Below are 19,051 nucleotides of genomic sequence, written 5' to 3' on the forward strand. Positions count from 1 at the left end.
ATCGATAACTATCGCATCACCTGATACAAGATCCGAAAGGGAGCATACGCCGGCCGATGGCCCGTAGAACAAAGGCAAACCTTGAAGACATCGCCCGCGGTGCGGGCGTCTCGAAGATGACCGTCAGCCGCGTGTTGCGCGGGGGCACGGGCTTCTCCGAGGAGACGCGCGACAAGGTCATGGCCGAGGCCGCGCGGCTCAACTACCTCCCGAATCGGCTTGCCGCGGCCTTCGGGTCGGCGGGGGCCAGCACGCTCGTTGGCGTCTGCGTGCCGCGCTTCACCTCGTCGCTCTTCGGGCAGGTTCTGGAGGCGCTCAACGCGAACTTCACGCGGCTCGGCTATCAGACCATGATCGGGAGCCACGATCAGGTGCCCGCCGACGAGGAACTCTGGATCCGCTCGCTCGCGTCATGGCAACCGGCGGGTGTCCTTCTGGCGGGCACCCGGCACACGGCGGAGACGCAGGCGCTCCTGCGCGACCTCGCCGTGCCGGTGACCGAGATCTGGGATCTCACGACCGCGCCCCTCGATATGTCCATCGGCTTCTCCCACCACGACAGCGGCTACGACATGGGCCGCTTCGTCGCGTCGCGGGGCCGGCGACGGGTCGGCTACGTCGGCGCGCTCGCCGGCGTCGACACGATGGCCCGCGCTCGGCAGGCGGGCTTCGAGGCGGCCCTGCAGGACGCGGGGGCGGCGCTCGTCGCGTCGGAAGTGATGCACGACCGGCCCGGCTTCTACGCGGGCTACATCGGGACGGAGACGATCCTGTCGCGGCGGCGCGATCTAGACGCGCTCTACTTCCACGACGACGAGATGGCGATCGGCGGTATGGCCTATCTGCGCGCCAAGGGCATTTCGGTGCCCGGTGATATCGGCGTCGCCGGCTGGGGCGCGATGGAGGCGGCGGCGATCCTGCCGCATCGGTTGACGACGACGGAGATTCCGGCCGCGCGCCTCGGCAAGCTGGCCGCGGAAGCGATGGTGATGCGCCTTCGTGGAGACGCGGTGCGGGACGTGCAGGTCCTGCCGACGCCGCTCGTTCCCGGGGCGACGGTGTGAAGGGGTGGTGCGTCCCTAGCGCCGCACGCCCATCGCATCCGGGTAGGCAATCACTCCACCGGGCCGCGCCTTGTTGAACTCCCGCATCCGGCCCAGCACGTCGACGCCGATCTGGCGGTAGAGGTCCAGCAGGTCGACGAGCACCCAGTTCTCGCGGATCAGGTCGCCCTCGACGCGCCAGAAGTCGAGCGACCGCAGCAGCACCTCCTTGCCCGGCGGTGCGATCCCCATCCAGCCCCCCTCCGAGAGCGTCAGCCGCATGTTGGGCCAGCCTGTCTCGCAAACGTAGTCGCCCTCGCCGATCCAGTGGGACATCAGGTCGCCCATCGAATCGAGCTTGCGGTCTGGCATGGCGTTGAGGAACGGGATCTGGTGCCAGTGCCGGAAGCCCGCCGTGCCGCGTGCCGTGCCGATACCCGCCGGTCCGTACCAGTTGACGCGCGGGTGCCAATGCGCGTCGAGGTTCATCACCGCGGGGTCCGGGTCGGCGGGGTGCTTGCAGAGGTCGGTCAGCATGTCGACCACGCGCTTGAGCGCCGCGCGACCGTCGCCCGCAACGGCAAGCCCGTCGCCCGACATGGGTGCCGGCGTGTTCAGATAAGCCCCGAGCTGCGGTGCCATCGGCCAGGCCCCGGCCTGCATCATCAACTCCGGAATGTCCCAGATCGCCTGAACCTCCGTCACGTGCCCCGCCTCGATGCGGAAGAACTCGTGGTAACGCATGTGGGCGAGGTGGCCCGTCGGCGGGATGTCGAGGAAGGGGGCGAGGAAGCTGCCCATGTAGCTGCCCATGCAGCCGACCCAATCGTCGCCTTGCTCGGTGGTGCCGGCCATCAGGATCATGTCGCGCCGCTCGAGGTCGGGCAGGGCGGCCAGAAGCGGGTCGAGGCATGCCTCCCGGAAGGCGGCCGGGCCTTCGAGCGTGCCGAAGGGATGGCACATGCGGAACGTGGCGTCGGGCGCGAAGGTCGCGTCGAGTGCGGCCTGCAGCGTCTCCGGTTGCGCGGTTTCCATCGCGGTCCGATAGGCGTGAAGGCGGGCCTTGAGGTCGTCGGGTGTCATCGGGGCTCCGGGCGGCTGGCGTTCGGCACAGCCTTGCCGCGCCCCACGCTGCGGCGCAACCGCGCGCACACGCGATTGCGATGGCCGCGGGTTTGACCTCCGCGTCGGATTGCGGGCAACTGCCCGTCATCAACGCCGGAGCCGCAGATGCAGACCGACCTTCCCCTGACGCGCGACCTGCTTCTGATCGGTGGCGGTCATGCCCATGCGCTCGTGATGCGGGCCTGGGGGATGGATCCGCTGCCGGGCGCGCGGCTCACGGTCATCAATCCCGGCCCGACCGCGCCTTACACGGGGATGCTGCCGGGCCATGTTGCGGGGCACTACGGACGCGACGACCTCGACATCGACCTGGTGCGCCTCTCCCGGTTCGCCGGCGCGCGGATGATCGACGGAGCCGTCGACCGGATCGAGGCCGGGGCGCAGCGCGTCCACATCCGCGACTGGGGCTGGCTCGACTACGACGTGGCCTCGATCGACGTGGGCATCACCGCCGAGATGCCCGAGATCGAGGGCTTCGCGGAGCATGGGCTGGGCGCGAAACCGCTCGGCCCCTTCGCGGCCCGCTGGCGGGCCTTTCTGGCCGAGGTGACGGACGAAAGCCGCCCGCCGCAGGTGGCCGTCATCGGCGGCGGCGTCGCGGGCGTGGAGCTGGCGCTCGCCATGGCGCACGCGATGCGCGCGGCGGGGCGGACGCCCGAGGTCTCGGTGATCGAAGCCGCGTCGGACATCACAGGCACGGGGCCAAGGGCGCGGCGGGTGCTGGGAGAGGCGATGGCCGACCTCGGAGTCATCCTGCGGCCCGGCGCGACGGTCGCGCGGATCGAGGCCGATGCCGTCGTTCTCGAGGGAGGCGGCACCGTGCCCTCGGTCTTCACCGTCGGCTGCGCGGGCGCGCGGCCGCACGGCTGGATCGCGAACACCGGCCTGCCGCTCGAAAACGGGTTCATCCGCGTCGGGCGAACCCTCGCCGTCGAGGGCCACGCCGACCTCTTCGCCGCCGGCGATTGCGCGCATATTGTCCATGCACCGCGTCCCAAGGCGGGGGTCTTCGCCGTGCGCGCGGCCCCCGTTCTGCACGCGAACCTGCGCGCGGCCCTGCAGGGGCGGCCGGGGCGGATCTTCCGGCCGCAATCGACCTACCTGAAGCTCATCTCGCTCGGCGGAAAGTCCGCGCTGGCCGAGAAGGCGGGGCTCACGTTCTCGGGGCCGGCGCTCTGGCGCCGGAAGGACCACATCGACCGCAGTTTCATGGACCGGCTGACCAGGCTGCCGGCGATGGGGCCGCCCGCGCCGCCAAAGGAACGCGCCGCGGGGGCCGAGGGCCCGAAGATGCTCTGCGCCGGCTGCGGTTCCAAGGTGGCGGGCGGGGCACTGGCCTCTGCGCTCGCCGCGATCCCCGCGGTGGCGCGGGACGACGTGCTCTCGCGCCCCGGCGACGATGCGGCGGTGTTGCGCCACGGGGCGGGGCGGCAGGTGATGACGACTGATCACCTGCGCGCCTTCACCCACGATCCGGCGCTGATGGCGCGCATCGCCGCCGTCCACGCACTCGGCGACATCTGGGCCATGGGGGCCGAGCCGCAGGCAGCCGTGGCGCAGGTGACCCTGCCGCGCCTCTCGGAGACGTTGCAGGCCCGCAGCCTGCGCGAGGTGCTCGGGGCCGCGTCGGAGGTCTTCGCGGCCGCCGGGGCGGACCTCGTGGGCGGCCATTCGACGATGGGAGCCGAAATGACCATCGGGTTCAGCGTCACGGGCCTCGCCAGCGCCCCCATCGGGCAGGACGGCGCGCGCGCGGACGACGCGATCGTGCTGACCCGGCCCATCGGCAGCGGCGTGATCCTCGCCGCCGAGATGGCCGGCGCGGCGCGGGGGCGCGACGTGCTCGATCTCTTCGCGACGATGACGCGGCCACAGGGCGATGCGGCACGCCTGCTTTCGGGCGCGCGGGCGATGACCGACGTGACCGGCTTCGGCCTTGCCGGCCATCTGATGGCGATCTGCCGGGCAAGCGGGGTCGCTGCCGAGCTCGATCTGGCGGCGGTGCCGGTCTACGGCGGTGCGCTCGATCTTTCGGCGGCAGGCCACGTCTCCTCGCTCCATGCCGCGAACCGGGCGGCGGCTCCGGTCACGGGTGGGCAGGGCGCGCGCCTGGAGCTCCTGCACGACCCGCAGACGGCCGGGGGCCTGCTCGCGGCAGTCCCGTCGGCGGAGGCGGAAGGTCTGGTCGCGGCCTTGCGCGAGGCGGGGCACGGGGCTGCCCGGATCGGGAAGTTCGTCGAGGGGATGCCGGGCGTCACCTGTCGGTGAGGGCTCTGGCGGCGCGGCACGTCGGATGGAACCGGATATCGGGAGATCCTCGGGTCGAGCCCGAGTATGACGCGGAGCCGGACGTCGCCTAGTCTGACGGCCCGGCCAGCTTCACGATCTCTTCCGCCGCCCGCGCCAGCTCCGCGTCGCTCACATCCGTCATCTCGACACTGCCGATCTCGTGGCGGGTGGCTCCGGTCGGGCGGCGATAGCGCGGGTCGTAGTGGTGCGCGATCAGCCCTTCGGCGAGGGACGCATAAGCCCCTTCGGCGGCCAGCGCATGCCAAGCGGCGATGCGGTCCGCAGGCTGATAGGGGCGCATCGTCTCGATCCGTTTGCGGAGCAGCTCCGCATCCGCGGTCAGGTCCGGATAGGTCGTCGTCAGAAACCGCGCGCGTCCGGCGAGCGGTGCGCGGAGCGTGACGACCTCGGCCGCGTTCATCGCCGTCCAGAGGGTGGGCGGCAGCAACAGGCGACCGATCGCGTTGCTCTCCGCCTCGACGAAGACGGGACGCGCCGGGTCGAGCGCCGCGATTTCCGCGGCGAGGCGGCTTTCGAACATCTTCTGCGCAGGCTGTCCACCGGGCCAGCCGCCGAAGTTCGAGCCCCGGTGGTTCGCGAGGCCTTCGAGGTCGATCACCTGCGTGCCGAGACGTGCGAGATGCTCCAGCAGTTGCGTCTTGCCGGTGCCGGTTCCCCCCTCGATCAGGACGAGGCGCAGGCCTAGCGGCATCTCGTAGAGCCGTTCCGACACCTTGCGGCGATAGGCTTTGTAGCCGCCCTCGAGGCGGGCCACGCGCCAGCCGATCTGCTCGAAGATGGTCGCGACCGAGCCCGACCGCTGCCCCCCGCGCCAGCAGTAGACGAGCGGCCGCCAGCCTCCATCGCGGTCGGCGAGCGGCCCTTCGAGTTGCGCGGCCACGTTGCGCGAGACGAGGGCCGCGCCGATCTTGCGGGCGAGGAACCGGTCCTGCCGGACGTAGATCGTGCCGACCTCGGCCCGCTCCGCATCCGACAGCGCGGGCAGGTTGATCGCGCCGGGGATATGGTCCTCCGCGAACTCGGCGGGCGAGCGGACGTCGATGACGTCGTCGAAATCGGGCGGCGCGGCGGCGGGCAGGGCGGTCAGCGTGAAATCCATGGGGGTGAGGTGCGGCGCGGTGCGCGAAAGGTCAATGTCCCGTCAGACGTTCGCGACCACGTGATCGGCGGCGATCGAGCCGTCGCGGACGCGCCGCGCGTTCGGCAGGTCGTTGGCCCCGGCCCGGGCGCGGGCGGTGTCGACGTCGAAACCGAGGTCCGTCCAGCGGCGTAGGAGCCGGTCTCGCAAGACGCCCTCGGGCACGTCGAGCATCACCGTCGCGTCCCAGAGCGGATGCAGCGCACGCCAGGGCGCTTCGTCGAGCAGCAGGTAGTTGCCTTCGACGAGGGCGATCTCGGCGGTGAAGAGGCCGCCGTTCGGCACCGTGGCGTCGGCGGCGCGGTCGAAGGTGGGAAAGGGCACGTCGCCCCCGGCCCGGATCGCGCGGACGAGGGCGAGGAGACCGGCGACGTCGAATGTTTCGGGCGCGCCCTTGCGCGCGCGGAGTCCGCGGGCATCCAGTGTCGCGTTGTCGAGGTGGAAGCCGTCCATGGGCACGACCTGCGCGGCACGTCCCGCTCGCGTCAGAGCCGCGGCGAGCGGCGCGGTCACCGTGGACTTGCCGGCGGCGGGCGGCCCTGCGACCGCGATCAGGCGGCGGCCCGGCGGGAGCGCGGCGAGGCGCTGCGCCAGTGCGGCGATCTCAGCCAAGGCGCGCGAGATAGCGCAACGCCGCCAGATACCCCTCGGTCCCGAGGCCCGCGATCACCGCATCCGCGCGGGCCGAGACGTGGGAGTGATGCCGGAAGGCCTCGCGCGCGTGGATGTTGGAGATATGCACCTCGACGACGCGGCCCTCGAAGGCGTTGAGCGCATCGAGGATCGCGATGGACGTGTGCGAATAGGCTCCGGGGTTGATGACGATGGCATCCTGCGTGCCCCGCGCCTCCTGGATCCAGTCGACGAGTTCGCCCTCGTGGTTCGACTGCCGGCAGGTGACGGGCCCGAGGCCCAGCGATTGCGCGAGGTCGGTGCAGGCCGCCTCCACATCGGCGAGCGTCTCGGCACCGTAGATCTCCGGCTGTCGCTGCCCGAGCAGATTGAGGTTCGGACCGTTCAGGATCAGCGTCTTGGTCATCGTCCCGCCTTTCGTTGACCCGTCGTAGCCGAAGGGCCGGATCATTCCAACGCCGAAACGTGTGGACTTAGGGCGCGGGATTTTCTTAGGTCCAGATTGATGCGACCGCTTGCGGGATTTGGACCGATCGTGGATTTTGAGACCGGAGGTATCGTTTGACCTATCCGACTCGTATCAGTCTTTCTGCTCGTCTTGGCCCGATCCTTGGGGATCGGACGCGGATCTCCGTCGCCGTCGAGTTGATGCACGCGATGGACGCTCCGCCGGATCGCGCCGCCGTCTGAGACGACCGGCTGCGACCAGACGCCCGCAGTCCGCTTTCCCGCATCGGCCCCGGCCACCCAAGCGAGCATCACATGAATACCACCGAGAAGGGCCGCCTGCCCGAAAAGGCCAAAGTCATCATCATCGGCGGGGGCGCGGTCGGCGTGTCGTCGCTCTACCATCTTGCCAAGCTCGGCTGGACGGATTGCCTCCTCCTCGAGCGCAACGAGTTGACCGCCGGTTCGACCTGGCACGCGGCGGGCAATTGTCCGAACTTCGCCGGCTCCTGGGCGATCATGAACATCCAGCGCTACTCTATGGCGCTTTATCGCGGTCTGGCCGAAGAGGTCGACTACCCGATGAACTACCACGTCTCGGGGACGATCCGCTACGCGCACAGCCAGGAGCGGATGGAGGAGTTCGAGCACGTCCGCGCCATGGGCGACCTCCAGGGTCTGAAGATGACCCGGATGACGATCGAGGAGATGAAGGAGAAGTACCCGATCGGCGAGACGCACGACCTCGTCGGCGGTCTCTGGGATCCGGAAGACGGCGACATCGACCCCGCGCAGCTGACGCAGGCGCTGGCGAAGGGCGCGCGGGACCTCGGCGCGAAGATCGTCCGCAACTGCCCCGTCACCGGCGTCACGCAGGCCGGCGAAGGCTGGATCGTCCATACCGAGCAGGGCGATGTCGCCTGCGACTACGTGGTCAACGCCGCCGGCTACTACGCCGCCCGCGTGGGCAAGTGGTTCGAGGAATACGGCCGCCCGCCGCTGCCGATGGTCGTCATGTCCCACCAGTACCTGCTGACCGAGCCGATTCCCGAGATCGAGGAATGGACCAAGGAACACGGCGGCAAGCTGCCGATGGTGCGCGACCCGGACATCTCCTACTACCTGCGGCAGGAGAAGACGGGCCTGAACCTCGGGCCCTACGAGCGCAACTGCGTGTCGGTCTGGACGGGCCCCGAGAACGGCGGCGAGATGCCCGAGGATTTCTCCTTCCAGCTCTGGCAGGAAGACCTCGATCGGATCGAGGACTACATCGCGGATGCGATGGAGCGCGTGCCGCCGCTGGCCACCGCGGGTGTGAGCTCGGTCATCAACGGACCGATCCCCTATAGCCCTGACGGTCTGCCGCTGATCGGGCCGATGCCGGGCGTCAAGAACGCCTACGACGCCAACGTCTTCACCTTCGGCATCGCCCAGGGCGGCGGCGCGGGCAAGGTGCTGGCCGACTGGATCGTCAAGGGCGCGCCCGACTGGGACTGCTTCGATGTCGATCCGCGCCGTTTCGGGGCCTATGCCTCCGATCCCGCCTACTGCAAGGCCAAGGCCGAAGAGGTCTATGGCCACGAGTACGGGATGCACTTCCAGCACATGCGCTGGCCCGCCGGCGCGAACATGCTGACCTCGCCCAACCACGAGACGCTCGCGGCGCAGGGCGCGCAGTTCGCGCCCTTCGGCGGCTGGGAGCGGGCGACCTGGTTCGCGCAGGAGGGGGACGACACCAGCTGGGAATCGACCCAGACCTGGAAGCGCGAGGGGCCGTGGCTGAAGCGCGTCGCCGAGGAGGTCGAGAACGTGAAGACGGGCACCGGCGTCCTCGACCTGTCGGGCTTCTCCCGCTTCGACCTCGAGGGCGAGGGGGCCGCCGACTGGCTTGCCGGTATGATTGCCGGCCGTCTGCCGAAGGTCGGTCGCATGACGCTCTGCTACTTCAACGGACCGACCGGCAAGTTCGCCACCGAGATGTCGGTGAGCCGCTGGGGTGAGGATCGCTTCACGCTGATCACCGCCGCCGTCGCGCGCGATCATGACCGCGACCTCCTCACCCACGCGATGCCCGAGGGGCTGACGCTGACCGACCGGTCGGAGGACATGTCCTGCCTGCTCGTCACCGGCCCGACGTCGCGCGACATCCTCGCGCCGATGACCGAGGGGGATCTCTCGGCCTCCTGGCTGTCGGTTCAGGAAACCACGGTCTGCGGCAAGCCGGTCCGCCTGCAGCGGGTCAGCTTTGCCGGGGAACTCGGCTGGGAAATCCATGGCGCGCGCGACGACATGCCGACGATCTACGCCACCCTGATGGAGACCGAGGCCAAGCCCTTCGGCATGTTCGCCCTCGACTCCATGCGCATCGAGAAAGGCTACCGCGCCTGGGGCACGGACCTGTCGCCCGGCTATACGCTGCGCGAGGTCGGGGCCGACCGCTTCATCCGCAAGGAGGACCGCGGGGAGGATCCGGCGCGCTGCCTGCATGTGCTGGTGCTCGAAGACATCGGTTACGACCCGTTGCCCATGTCGCCCATCCGGGCGGGGGGCGAGATCGTGGGCGAGGTTACCTCGGCCAACTTCGGCCATCGCGTCGGCAAGCCGCTTGCCATGGCGATGCTGCCCCGCGGCTCGGAGGGCCAGACCGTCGAGGTCGAGGTCTTCGGCCACAAGGTGAACGCGACCGTGCACGCCGATGGCGCGATGTGGGACGCTGAGAACGATCGGATCCGCGCATGACCAAGCACATCCCGAACCATGCCCGCGTCGTCATTGTCGGCGGCGGGGTCATCGGCTGTTCCGTGGCCTATCATCTGGCGAAGCAGGGCTGGAAGGACATCGTCCTCCTCGAGCGCAAGAAGCTCACCTCCGGCACCACCTGGCATGCCGCGGGCCTGATCGCGCAGCTGCGCTCGTCGCAGCCGGCGACGCGTCTCGCGAAATATTCCAATGACTTGTATGCCAAACTTGAAGCGGAAACCGGCGTCGCCACCGGCCTGCGCCACCACGGCTCCGTTTCCGTCGCACTTTCGGAGGCGCGCAAGGAGGAGCTTCTGCGGACCGCGTCCATGGCGCGCGCCTTCGGCGTGGAGGTCGAGGAACTGACGCCCGATGGCGTGCTGGAGAAGTATCCGCACATCAACCTCGACGGGGTGCACGGTGGCGTCTGGCTGCCGGGCGACGGTCAGGGCGACCCGGCCAACATCGCGCTCGCGCTTGCCAAGGGCGCGCGGCAGAACGGTGTGCAGATCGTGGAGGGCGCGCGCGTCACCGGCATGACGTCCGATCACCGCACCGTCCGTTCCGTGGAGTGGGAGGCCGATGGCGCGCAGGGCTCGATCACCTGCGAGCACGTCGTCAACTGCGGCGGCATGTGGGCCCACGAGGTCGGCAGGATGGCCGGCGTCAACGTGCCGCTCCATGCGTGCGAGCACTTCTACATCGTGACGGAGAACATCCCCGAGCTCGCCCGCCTGCCGGTGCTGCGGGTGCCCGAAGAATGTGCCTACTACAAGGAGGACGCGGGCAAGATCCTGCTCGGGGCCTTCGAGCCCAAGGCCAAGCCCTGGGGCATGGACGGCATCCCCGAGAGCTTCGAGTTCGACGAGCTGCCGCCCGATTTCGACCATTTCGAGCCGATCCTCGAGAAGGCGGTCGAGCGCGTGCCCATGCTGGCCGAGGCGGGGATCCACACGTTCTTCAACGGTCCCGAGAGCTTCACGCCGGATGACGCCTACCACCTCGGGCCGTCGCCCGAGGTGCCGAACATGTGGGTCGCCGCAGGTTTCAACTCCATCGGCATCCAGTCGGCCGGCGGAGCCGGCATGGCGCTCGCGCAGTGGATGGATGGCGGCGAAATGCCCTTCGACCTTGTCGAGGTCGACGTCGCCCGCAACCAGACCTTCCAGCGCAACCGCCGCTACCTGAAGGAGCGCGCGACCGAGAGCCTGGGTCTCCTCTTCGCCGACCATTGGCCCTTCCGCCAGAAGGAGACCGCGCGCGGCATCCGCCGCTCGCCTTTCCACGCGCAGCTTGAAGAGCTGGGCGCGGTCTTCGGAGAATTCGCGGGCTGGGAGCGGGCCAACTGGTTCGCCTGGCCGGGCGAGCCGCGGGAATACCGCTACGCCTGGGGCAAGCAGAACTGGTTCGCGAACGCGGCCCACGAACACGCCCTCATCCGCGAGAAATGCGGCTTCTACGACATGTCGTCCTTCGGCAAGATCAAGATCGACGGGCTGCACGCCGAGGCGTTCCTCAACCGCGTCTGCGGGGGGGACATGTCGGTCGAGCCCGGCAAGATCGTCTATACGCAGATGCTCAACTCCCGCGGTGGCGTCGAGGCCGACGTTACCGTGACGCGCCTGAGCGAATTCAGCTATCTCATGGTCACGCCGGCGGCGACTCTGGTGAAGGACATGGCCTGGCTGCGCCGCCACGAGGACCCGGAGGATGCCGTCTTCATCACCGACATCACCGCCGGAGAGGCTGTGCTTGCCGTGATGGGACCCGGCTCGCGCGAGGTGTTGCAGGCGATCAGCCCGGCGGACTTCTCGAACGAGGCCTTCCCCTTTGGCACCGCGCAGGACATCGACATCGGCCTGGGCCTCGCCCGCGCCCATCGCGTCTCCTATGTGGGTGAACTCGGGTGGGAGGTCTACATCCCCTCCGACATGGCCGCCCACGTCATGGAGACGCTGATCCAGGCGGAGACCGGTGCGCGCCCGGTGGGCCTGCATACGATGGACAACTGCCGCATCGAGCGCGCGTTCCGGCACATGGGCCACGACATCACGCCCGAAGATCACGTGGTTGAGGCCGGGCTGGGCTTCGCGGTGAAGACCAAGAAATCCTGCGATTTCATCGGGAAGGACGCCGTTCTTAAGAAGCGCGAGGAAGGGCTGAAGCGCCGGATGCTGCAGTTTCGGGTGACCGACCCGGAGGTGATGCTCTACCACAACGAGCCGATCGTGCGCGACGGCAAGATCGTCGGTCATATCGCCTCGGGGGCCTATGGCCATACGCTCGGCGGGGCCATGGGGCTCGGCTACGTGCCCTGCGAGGGCGAGAGCATCGACGACAGCCTGTCGTCCACCTACGAGATCGAGGTTGCAGGGCGGCGCGTCGCGGCGGAGGCGTCGTTCAGGCCGATGTATGACCCGAAGGGCGAGCGGCTGAAGATGTAAGATGGCGGTGCGAGGGGCCAGCCCCTCGCGCTCCCCGGAGTATGTCCGGCAGGAAGACGGAGAGGCGGTGCCGTTCGTGCGGCCGCCTTTTCTATATATCGAAAAAGACTGTCTCGTCAGCGCCCTGAAGGGTGATCTTAATGTTGTAGCCCTCGGGGGTCGCGGCGGCGATCAGCGTGTCACGGCGGCTTTCGGGGACGCGCGAGAGCACGGGGTCGGTCGCGTTCTCCGGGGCATCCGGAAAGTAGACACGGGTCTGCAGGGCGAGGCCGATGCCGCGCGCCGCGATCCAGAGCGTGACATGCGGGGCCTGACCGTCGAGGGCTCCGGGGCGCAGCGTCTCGAAACGGAAGCGGCCCGCAGTGTCGCAGGTCGTCCGCCCCCAACCGGTGAAGGCCGGATCCCGCGCGGGGCAGTGACCGGCCGCATCCGCCTGCCACATCTCGACGAGCGCATCCGTGACCGCGGCACCGGACCCGTCGCGGATCTCACCCGTCAGAACCATCCTCGTCCCTTCGGCACCGTCGCCGACCATGCGTGCGCCGAGGTCGCCGCCGAACATCGGCAGCCCGGCCGCATTCGGCGCAAGCCCGATGTGGAGGTAGGGGCCCGCGGTCTGGCTGGCGCTTTCGCGGGTCATGGGCGGCCCTCGAAGGGCGTGGCGTCGAGGCCCCGCAAGGTGATGTCGAAACGCCAGGCGCGGGCGTCGAAGGGGATCGTCGCGTCCATGTCGAGGCGCGCGGTCAGCCGGTCGATGGCGCGCGCGTCGGGCACGGACTGCACGATCGGGCAGAGCGCGATATGGGGGTCGCCCTCGAAGTACATCTGCGTGACGAGGCGCTGCCCGAACGCGGCCCCGAAGACGGAGAAGTGGATATGCGCGGGTCGCCAGTCGTTCCCGCCGTTGGGCCAGGGGTAGGCCCCGGGCCGGATCGTGCGGAACGCATAGGCCCCCTGCGCGTCGGTCAGGCAGCGCCCGCAGCCGCCGAAGCCGGGGTCGAGCGGTGCGGTGTAGCCGTCGTTTCGGTGCCTGTAGCGCCCGCCCGCGTTGGCCTGCCAGATCTCGATAAGGGCTTGCGGCACGGGCCGGCCGCCCTCGTCCCGCAGGTGCCCGGTGACGATGATCTGCTCGCCGATCGCGCCGCCTGGGCCGAAGTTGCGCGTCAGGTCGGCGTCGGTCGGTCCGATCAGGTCATGGCCGAAGACGGGCCCCGTCTCCTCCGACGCGGTCGAAGGAAGTTGGATCGGCGCGTGCCGCGGGCTGCGCAACGCGGTGCTGCGATAGGCGGATGCGTCGGCCGGCGGGTGCAGGCCGGTGGCGCGCGTGCGCAGGCGGCCGGTGAAGACGCCGCTCACTCGGCCTCCATTTCGGCAAGGGTTTTACGGATGAGCTTCAGCGCATGGTTGGCGCGCGGAACGCCGGCGTAGATGGCGACATGCTGCATCGCCTCGGCCAGATCGCTGGCGCTCGCGCCTGTCCGGACGGTGGCGCGGACGTGCATCGGGATCTCGTCGAAATTGCCGAGCGCGGCGAGAAGGGCGAGCGTGAGCATCGACCGCTCCCGCAGGCTGATGGCGTCCGACGCCCAGACGGTGCCCCAGGCCCCCTCGGTGATGAGATCGCGAAACGGCGCGTCGAGCGCACTGGCCGCAGCCTCCGTCCGGTCCACATGGGCGTCGCCCAGCACGGCGCGGCGCGTGGCCTCGCCCGTCTGTCGTCGATCGGTCATGGCGGCATTGATCCCGCGCCTTGGCGGCAAGGCAAGGGAAATCGCGAGTTCGTGCGCCCGTGCGCGGCGGTCACGCGGACGTGCGGTTGACTGTGCCCTTCCCGTGACCATGCTGTCATGCAGGGACGGGATCGGAGAACGACGGGTGTTCGGCAAAAGGTCTTCTGAACGCGAGATCCGCGCGGGTCTGCCGGTGCTCTATCCGCGGCTGTGGAGGTTCGCGCTGATCCTGTCGTCGAGCCGGGATGCGGCCGACGACCTCGCGCAGGCGACCTGCCTTCGCGCGCTCGACAAGGCCGCGGGCTACACGCCGGGCACGCGGCTCGACAGCTGGCTCTTCAAGATGGCGCAGCGGATCTGGCTCAACGAGTTGAGGTCGCAGGCCGTGCGTCGGGGCGGGGGCCTGCAACCGGTGGAGGACATCGCCCTGCCGGATCCCGGGCCGGGCGCGGAGACGAATATTCTCGTGGGCCAGGTGTTGTCCCGCATATCGGCCCTGCCCGAGGCGCAGCGGGCAAGTGTCACACTCGTCTACGTGGAGGGCTTCAGCTATGCCGAAGCGGCGGAGATCCTGGAGGTTCCGATCGGGACGATCATGAGTCGGCTGTCGACGGCCCGCCGCAAGGTATCCGAGGCGATGGAAGATGCGAAGACGGGGACGAGCTAGACCATGCGCGACTTCACCGACGAGGAGTTGACCGCCGTTCTGGACGGCGAGGCCGGGGCCGCACTGGCGCGGGACGTCGAGGCGGCCGTGGCGTCCGACCCCATGCTTGCGGCGCGGATGGAGCGGCTCGCCGGGCTGACCGAGGGCCTGCCGGGGGCGATGGACCATCTTCTGTCGGCGGCCCCGGCGATGCCGGACCTGCCGCCCGAGCAGGCGATGCGGCCCGTCATCGGCCGGGCGCAGGGCGCTGCCGTCGCGGTGGCGGCGGTCATCGGGATCGGCCTTGGAAGCCTTCTGCCGGCGACGATCGCCCGCGACGCCGCCGAGCCGGGCTGGATGGACGACGTAGCGTCCTATCAGGCCCTCTACGTGCCCGAGACGCTGGCCATGGCGGCTCCGGCACCCGATGTCGCGGAGGCGCAGCTGGCCGGTCTCGGCACGCGCCTCGGGCGCGACCTGTCGGGTGCGCTCGCCGAGACGGATCTCGCGTTCCGGCGCGGGCAGATGCTGGGCTACGAGGGGCGGCCCCTGATCCAGCTGGCCTACGTCGGCCCGGCCGGTACTCCCGTCGCGCTCTGTATCGTCGCCCAGCCCGACGCCGAAGATCGCCCCACGACGGCGACGGTCCTCGAAGGGATGGCCGCCGCGCATTGGGTCGACGGCGGCTATGGCTTCCTGCTGATCGGCGGGGAGGACCGGGATCTGATCGCCGCCGCGGCCGAGCGCTTTCGCGCCGCGCTCTGACGGGGCCACGGACATGAAAAAGGCGGCCCCGGAGGCCGCCTTTTCCGTTCGATACTCGCGGGTCGCGCCCGCCGCTCTCAGCAGGAGTAGTAGAGCTGGTACTCGACCGGGTGGGGCGTGTGCTCGTAGGCGTAGACCTCGTCCCACTTGAGCGCCATGTAGCCCTCGATCTGGTCCTTGGTGAACACGTCGCCGGCGATCAGGAAGTCGTGATCCTTCTCGAGCTCCTCCAGCGCCTCGCGGAGCGACGCGCAGACGGTCGGAATCGCGGCCAGTTCCTCGGCGGGCAGGTCGTAGAGATCCTTGTCCGACGGGTCGCCCGGGTGGATCTTGTTCTTGATCCCGTCGAGGCCGGCCATCAGCAGGGCCGCGAAGCAGAGGTAGGGGTTCGCCGACGGGTCGGGGAAGCGGGCCTCGACGCGCTTGGCCTTCGGGCTCTCCGTCCACGGGATTCGGACGCAGCCCGAGCGGTTGCGGGCAGAATAGGCGCGCAGCACGGGGGCCTCGAAGCCCGGTATCAGGCGCTTGTAGGAGTTGGTCGAGGGGTTCGTGAAGGCGTTGAGGGCCTTCGCGTGCTTCAGGATGCCGCCGATGAAGAAGAGCGCCTCTTCCGACAGGTCGGCGTATTGGTCGCCGGCGAAGAGCGGCTTGCCGTCCTTCCAGATCGACATGTTGACGTGCATTCCCGTGCCGTTGTCGCCCGCGATGGGCTTCGGCATGAAGGTCGCCGACTTGCCGTAGGCGTGGGCGACGTTGTGGATGACGTACTTGTACTTCTGCAGCTCGTCGGCCTGCTTCGTCAGGCTGTCGAAGATGAGGCCCAGCTCGTGCTGGCAGGACGCGACCTCGTGGTGGTGCTTGTCGACCTTCATGCCGATGCGCTTCATCGTGGAGAGCATCTCGGAGCGCAGGTCCATGGCACCGTCGGTCGGGTTGACGGGGAAGTAGCCGCCCTTGACGCCCGGGCGGTGACCCATGTTGCCCATCTCGTATTCGGTGCCGGTGTTCCAGGCGGCGTCGGCCGCGTCGACCTCGAAGCCGACCTTGTTCATCGAGTTCGAGAAACGCACGTCGTCGAACAGGAAGAACTCGGCCTCGGGACCGCAGAAGAACTTGTCGCCGATGCCCGAGGAGACGAGATAGGCCTCGGCCTTCTCTGCGGTACCGCGCGGGTCGCGCTCATAGGCTTCGCCGGTGTCGGGTTCCACGACCGAGCAATGCACGCAGACGGTCTTCTCGGCGTAGAAGGGGTCGACGTAGGCGCTGTCGATGTCGAGCATCAGCTTCATGTCCGAGGCTTCGATCGACTTCCAGCCGGCGATCGACGAACCGTCGAACATGAAGCCTTCCTCGATGAAGTCCTCGTCCACGAGGTCGGCCATCACGGTGACGTGCTGAAGTTTGCCGCGCGGATCGGTAAAGCGGATGTCGACGTATTCGACGTCTTCGTCCTTGATGAGTTTCGTCAGGGCGTTTGCCATGATTTCCCTTTCCCTTGGTAATCTCGTGTCTGGTGTCAGATCGCGTCGTCGCCGGTCTCGCCGGTGCGGATGCGGATGGCCTGCTCGACGGGGGAGACGAAGATCTTGCCGTCCCCGATCTTGTCGGTGCGCGCGGCGGCGATGATCGCCTCCACCGCCGGCTCGACCAGATCGTCGGAGAGGACGACCTCGATCTTCACCTTCGGCAGGAAGTCGACCACGTATTCGGCCCCGCGGTAGAGTTCGGTGTGGCCCTTCTGGCGGCCGAAACCCTTGACCTCGGTCACCGACAGGCCCTGGATTCCCATGTCCTGAAGGGCCTCCTTCACCTCGTCCAGTTTGAACGGTTTGATGATGGCCTCGATCTTCTTCATGCGCAGGATCCTCCCGAAGTCTTGCCGACGGCTTCGCAGTCTGGACGCGGGGCGACAATCGCATAGGCTCGGCGGGGCAGGGTTGCGCCGGTGGAATCCCGACGACGCGATCAATGTTTGGGCGATGCGATTAAAAAACAGGCGTTTGGCGAAGATATGTCGAAACCCGTTCTCACGAGCGACGAGATGCGCGCCCTCGAACGCGGTGCGATGGACGCGGGCACGGTCACCGGAGAGGCGCTGATGGAGCGTGCGGGGCAGGGGGCGGTCGAGGCGATTCTCTCGGAATACCCCGTCCTCGCCGACGGGCCCCATCGCGCCGTCGTCCTCTGCGGGCCGGGCAACAACGGAGGCGACGGGTTCGTCGTCGCGCGCCTTCTGGCGGCGCGCGGATGGGACGTGGAGACGTTCCTCTGGGGCGATCCGGCCCGCCTGCCGCTCGACGCGCGCACGAACCACGATCGCTGGCGCGACATCGGCCCGGTGCACCCTTTCCCGCCGCAGCAGGACCCGCGCGACGCGCGCCTCGCCCGTCACCCGGACCTCTGGGTCGATGCGATCTTCGGCATCGGCCAGACCCGCGCGCTGCCGGAGGCGGTGACGTCGATGCTGCATCGCGTCTACTACGAGCGGAACTGGTGCCGCGCGCCGGTGGTGGCGATCGACGTCCCGACCGGCCTCGACGCGGACACGGGCGCGGAGCTTCAGCCGTTCTTCCTCGCCGCCGATCTCACCGTGACCTTCCATACGGAGAAACCCGGTCACCGGCAGGGTGCGGGGCCCGGGCGTTGCGGCACGGTCCGGGTCGTGGACATCGGGCTGTGACGACGACGATCCTCGAAGGCACCTTGCCGGATGATCTGCGTCGAGCCGTCCTGAAGTCCGGGTCGGGCCACAAGTTCGACCACGGCGCGGCGCTCGTCCTGACCGGCGGCTTCGGGCGCACGGGGGCGGCGCGGCTGGCGGCGCGGGCCTGCCTGCGGATCGGGGCGGGGCTGGTGACCTGCGCCGCTCCCGGCTCCGCGCTCCTCGAGTGCGCGACGCAGCTGACGGCGGTGATGCTGCGCCGCTGCGACGGCGGGGCCGACCTTTTGGCGCTGCTCGACGACCGGCGGTTCAACGCGCTCTGCCTCGGGCCGGGGCTCGGGCTCGACGAGAGGGCGGCGGGCCTCCTCGATGTGGCGTTGGCGTCGAAGCGTGCAGCGGTCCTCGACGCCGACGCGCTGACGCTCCTCTCCAGGCGGGCGGACCCCTTCGCGGGGCTCCACGACCGCTGCGTTCTGACCCCGCATGGCGGCGAGTTCGCCCGGCTCTTCCCCGACCTCGCGGCGCAGGCGGAGACCGACAAGCCCCGGGCGGTGCGGAATGCGGCGGAGCGGGCCGGCTGCGTCGTTCTGCTCAAGGGGGCGGAGACGGCGGTGGCCAAGCCCGACGGTCGGACCTGGCTTCATCGGGCCGACGGCGACCGGGCCGTGCCGTGGCTCGCGACGGCGGGCGCGGGGGACGTGTTGGCCGGTCTCATCGCCGGCCTGCTGGCACGGGGAGGCACCCCGGCCGAGGCGACGGTGGCGAGCGTCTGGCTGCATGTCGAGGCCGCGGTTCGCGTCGGCCCGGGGCTCATCGCCGAAGACTTGCCCGAGGCGCTGCCGGCTGTGCTGCGGGCTCTGCGGCCCGACTAGACGCGCACCGCCGAGAGCGCGCCCGAGACCAGCTCCAGCCCGTCCACGTAGAGGGCCGAGGGCGTGTCGAGCACCAGACACCAGAGGGCGCTTCCGTCCGAGACGTCGGACCGGATGATCGCACCGTCCACGAGACGCTGCGCCGCGACGCGGGCCTCCTTCGCGCCGAAGATCGCCTTCGCGCGCCAGTCGCGCAGGACGACCGGTTGATCCCGTGGCAGGAGGACGTCGCGCTCCGGACGTCCGCGCCCGAGCGCATGGGCCGGAAGGCGCACCATCGGCGCGCCACGCGGCGCGTCGACGCGGATCGCCTCGCGCACGACCGCCATGCCGTGGTCGCGCGTGATGACGCGGTCGCCGGCCGCGACGCTCTCGACGGGCACTTCGCCCTTGGCGGTCAGGATGCGGCTGCCGGCCGGAAGGGCGTGGCGCAGGCTCTGGTCGGCCAGGACCGGCACGCCGAGCGGAGCCGGCGGGGGGGGTAGGATATTCATCTG

Annotated in this window: 18 protein-coding genes; 8 read left to right on the forward strand and 10 right to left on the reverse strand. The window is 69.4% G+C overall.

Annotated features, from left to right (window positions below):
* Positions 1-56 precede the first annotated feature (56 nt).
* A complete protein-coding gene (locus tag HSX43_RS06910; RefSeq protein ID WP_179379385.1) occupies positions 57-1,064 on the forward strand; it encodes a LacI family DNA-binding transcriptional regulator in 1,008 nt (335 codons plus the stop codon).
* Between the two features lie 15 nt (positions 1,065-1,079).
* Here HSX43_RS06910 and HSX43_RS06915 read toward each other — a convergent pair whose 3' ends face one another.
* The gene (locus HSX43_RS06915) at positions 1,080-2,126 is read right to left on the reverse strand and encodes an ester cyclase (protein WP_179379386.1); all 1,047 of its coding nucleotides are present in this window, start codon (positions 2,124-2,126) and stop codon (positions 1,080-1,082) included.
* A gap of 147 nt (positions 2,127-2,273) precedes the next feature.
* On the opposite strand from HSX43_RS06915, the gene selD reads away from it, so the two are divergent.
* Positions 2,274-4,436, forward strand: a complete 2,163-nt coding sequence (gene selD, locus HSX43_RS06920; protein ID WP_179379387.1) for a selenide, water dikinase SelD — start codon at positions 2,274-2,276, stop codon at positions 4,434-4,436.
* A gap of 88 nt (positions 4,437-4,524) precedes the next feature.
* Here the strand turns inward: selD and mnmH are convergent, their stop codons facing one another.
* The 3 genes from mnmH to aroQ are packed head-to-tail and all read right to left on the reverse strand — an operon-like array spanning position 4,525 to position 6,655.
* Entirely contained in the window at positions 4,525-5,577 is a 1,053-nt protein-coding gene (mnmH, locus tag HSX43_RS06925; RefSeq protein WP_179379388.1) for a tRNA 2-selenouridine(34) synthase MnmH, read from the reverse strand.
* A 42-nt stretch (positions 5,578-5,619) separates the two neighbouring features.
* Positions 5,620-6,228 carry a nucleoside/nucleotide kinase family protein gene (locus HSX43_RS06930; RefSeq protein WP_179379389.1) on the reverse strand — a complete coding sequence of 203 codons (609 nt, stop codon included), beginning with the start codon at positions 6,226-6,228 and terminating at the stop codon, positions 5,620-5,622.
* Positions 6,221-6,655: a type II 3-dehydroquinate dehydratase gene (gene aroQ, locus HSX43_RS06935; protein WP_179379390.1), complete on the reverse strand. Its 435-nt coding sequence runs from the start codon at positions 6,653-6,655 to the stop codon at positions 6,221-6,223. The genes HSX43_RS06930 and aroQ overlap by 8 nt, the downstream gene beginning before the upstream one ends.
* A 356-nt stretch (positions 6,656-7,011) precedes the next feature.
* Between aroQ and HSX43_RS06940 the strand changes: the two genes are divergently transcribed.
* Positions 7,012-9,435, forward strand: a complete 2,424-nt coding sequence (locus tag HSX43_RS06940) for a GcvT family protein (protein WP_179379391.1) — start codon at positions 7,012-7,014, stop codon at positions 9,433-9,435.
* Positions 9,432-11,879, forward strand: coding sequence for a GcvT family protein (locus HSX43_RS06945; protein WP_179379392.1), 2,448 nt, complete (start codon positions 9,432-9,434; stop codon positions 11,877-11,879). Before HSX43_RS06940 ends, HSX43_RS06945 begins: the two co-directional genes overlap by 4 nt.
* Positions 11,880-11,970: 91 nt before the next feature.
* On the opposite strand, the gene pcaG is transcribed toward HSX43_RS06945, so the two are convergent.
* The 3 genes from pcaG to pcaC are packed head-to-tail and all read right to left on the reverse strand — an operon-like array spanning position 11,971 to position 13,609.
* Positions 11,971-12,519, reverse strand: a complete 549-nt coding sequence (gene pcaG / locus HSX43_RS06950) for a protocatechuate 3,4-dioxygenase subunit alpha (RefSeq protein ID WP_179379393.1) — start codon at positions 12,517-12,519, stop codon at positions 11,971-11,973.
* Positions 12,516-13,235, reverse strand: a complete 720-nt coding sequence (gene pcaH / locus HSX43_RS06955) for a protocatechuate 3,4-dioxygenase subunit beta (protein WP_179379394.1) — start codon at positions 13,233-13,235, stop codon at positions 12,516-12,518. Before pcaH ends, pcaG begins: the two co-directional genes overlap by 4 nt.
* Positions 13,232-13,609 carry a 4-carboxymuconolactone decarboxylase gene (gene pcaC, locus HSX43_RS06960; RefSeq protein ID WP_179379395.1) on the reverse strand — a complete coding sequence of 126 codons (378 nt, stop codon included), beginning with the start codon at positions 13,607-13,609 and terminating at the stop codon, positions 13,232-13,234. The genes pcaH and pcaC overlap by 4 nt, the downstream gene beginning before the upstream one ends.
* A gap of 145 nt (positions 13,610-13,754) precedes the next feature.
* Between pcaC and HSX43_RS06965 the strand changes: the two genes are divergently transcribed.
* Positions 13,755-14,276, forward strand: coding sequence for an RNA polymerase sigma factor (locus tag HSX43_RS06965; RefSeq protein ID WP_328795152.1), 522 nt, complete (start codon positions 13,755-13,757; stop codon positions 14,274-14,276).
* Between the two features lie 3 nt (positions 14,277-14,279).
* Positions 14,280-15,020, forward strand: a complete 741-nt coding sequence (locus HSX43_RS06970) for an anti-sigma factor (protein ID WP_179379396.1) — start codon at positions 14,280-14,282, stop codon at positions 15,018-15,020.
* A gap of 77 nt (positions 15,021-15,097) precedes the next feature.
* Here HSX43_RS06970 and glnA read toward each other — a convergent pair whose 3' ends face one another.
* A complete protein-coding gene (gene glnA, locus HSX43_RS06975) occupies positions 15,098-16,501 on the reverse strand; it encodes a type I glutamate--ammonia ligase (RefSeq protein WP_208454511.1) in 1,404 nt (467 codons plus the stop codon).
* A 35-nt stretch (positions 16,502-16,536) separates the two neighbouring features.
* Positions 16,537-16,875: a P-II family nitrogen regulator gene (locus HSX43_RS06980; RefSeq protein ID WP_179379715.1), complete on the reverse strand. Its 339-nt coding sequence runs from the start codon at positions 16,873-16,875 to the stop codon at positions 16,537-16,539.
* Positions 16,876-17,031: 156 nt separating this feature from the next.
* Here HSX43_RS06980 and HSX43_RS19590 point away from each other — a divergent pair, with 156 nt between their 5' ends.
* Together HSX43_RS19590 and HSX43_RS19595 are read left to right on the forward strand one after the other, a co-directional pair.
* The gene (locus HSX43_RS19590; RefSeq protein WP_235962548.1) at positions 17,032-17,700 is read left to right on the forward strand and encodes an NAD(P)H-hydrate epimerase; all 669 of its coding nucleotides are present in this window, start codon (positions 17,032-17,034) and stop codon (positions 17,698-17,700) included.
* On the forward strand, positions 17,697-18,554 hold the full coding sequence (locus tag HSX43_RS19595; RefSeq protein ID WP_328795154.1) for an NAD(P)H-hydrate dehydratase: 858 nt from the start codon (positions 17,697-17,699) through the stop codon (positions 18,552-18,554). Before HSX43_RS19590 ends, HSX43_RS19595 begins: the two co-directional genes overlap by 4 nt.
* Here the strand turns inward: HSX43_RS19595 and HSX43_RS06990 are convergent.
* Positions 18,551-19,048: a Hint domain-containing protein gene (locus tag HSX43_RS06990; protein ID WP_179379397.1), complete on the reverse strand. Its 498-nt coding sequence runs from the start codon at positions 19,046-19,048 to the stop codon at positions 18,551-18,553. The genes HSX43_RS19595 and HSX43_RS06990 overlap by 4 nt on opposite strands.
* Between the last annotated feature and the right edge of the window lie 3 nt (positions 19,049-19,051).

The sequence above is a fragment of the Jannaschia marina genome, assembly GCF_013404595.1.
In the GTDB taxonomy this organism is placed as follows: Bacteria; Pseudomonadota; Alphaproteobacteria; order Rhodobacterales; family Rhodobacteraceae; genus Jannaschia; species Jannaschia marina.